Origin of the sequence: Candidatus Nitrosarchaeum limnium BG20, assembly GCF_000241145.1 — an archaeon.
GTDB classification, from domain to species: Archaea; Thermoproteota; Nitrososphaeria; order Nitrososphaerales; family Nitrosopumilaceae; genus Nitrosarchaeum; species Nitrosarchaeum limnae.
Map to the genome: position 1 here is coordinate 1 of NZ_AHJG01000244.1, position 762 is coordinate 762.

At 36.4% G+C, this 762-nt stretch carries 2 pseudogenes; both read left to right on the top strand.

The features are described from left to right. Positions 1-450: pseudogene (locus tag BG20_RS12775) on the top strand (hypothetical protein); the annotation flags it as partial. 121 nt (positions 451-571) lie between these two features. After that, a pseudogene (locus BG20_RS12780) lies at positions 572-762 on the top strand (hypothetical protein); the annotation flags it as partial.

Here is a 762-nt window from a genome sequence, read left to right on the forward strand (position 1 = left end):
GAAGTCCTCATAAAATCAGATAGTCAAACACAGCGTTATGAAATACCAGACAACATTGCGCCAAATTCTTGTCTGCTAAGTGCCACATTTATCAAAGCATCAGATCCAAATAGTATCAAAGTTACATTACTAAACAAAGGGGACATATCAAAACTATTAGCGGATGGGGAAGCCAACATTGCAACTATCCAAAGTGAATTAGATAATGCAAAAAAAGCATTAGGGGATAAATCAGCTCCTGACACAAGTCAAACAGCAAAAATAGTGGATCTTAGAAAACAGCTAAACGATGCAAAAGAAGATCTTTACAGATTATACTTTACCATTTATGCAAACCCAACTGAAAAATATGATATTAAAAAATTATCATTTACCGGTGAAACAATTGAAGGGGAATCAGCCAAAATACTGGCTGTAAAAAAAATCTGTAAGTGCAGAAAACACGTATGATGCAGTATTTGAGGCATGTACGGGAGAAAAGCAGATTGCACTTCCAATAGTTCTAGTATCATCAGACACAGAGGCCACCAATGTCAAGATTGGAAATAAAATTTCACCAAACACATGTCAAATGACATCAGTCAAGATCACTGCAACTAATCCAGACTCTATTACAGCAAAGATGGCAGGAAATGTAGAATCCAACAAAGTTGCTGATCTTGAAGATCAACTAGTCAAACTACAAAAGGAGATAGTAGGCGAGAGAGACGCATTACGCAAGTTATTCCATGATCCTAAAGAATCCAATTTTAACGAACAGGT